This window comes from Pseudomonas sp. AC463 (assembly GCF_979253585.1).
This window is the reverse complement of the sequence record NZ_CEEDDZ010000395.1, coordinates 1-305: the sequence shown is the minus strand read 5'-3', so window position 1 is coordinate 305 and position 305 is coordinate 1. Positions and strand designations below refer to the sequence as shown.

At 52.8% G+C, this 305-nt stretch carries 1 protein-coding gene; it reads right to left on the bottom strand.

The features are described from left to right. The coding region (locus AC0IYH_RS30690) for a hypothetical protein (protein WP_471837937.1) at window positions 1–305 on the bottom strand (305 nt) is incomplete at both ends.

The following is a 305-nucleotide window of genomic DNA, read 5'->3' as shown; positions in this document are numbered from 1 at the left end:
GCTTTCGACGATTACGAGTCGCCGCAGCTGCTGTGTCGAAACTTCACCGCCGCGATATTCCATCTCAGCGCGGCGCTGTGTTACGGCACCTGATTTGACATCATAAACTGACAGGACGACGTCAAACCCTTCCGGTGTATTGCTGGCCGTCATCACAGAAACGATGGCCGCGACGGGCTTTCTGCTTACGCTTAAATCTTCGGGGCGCAAGTATTTTGCCTTTTTATCACGGAGAATGGTATCGCCGGAGGCGCAGACCTTCTGCACATCACAGTCGGCTTTTGCTCCTTTAAGGCCGATAATTA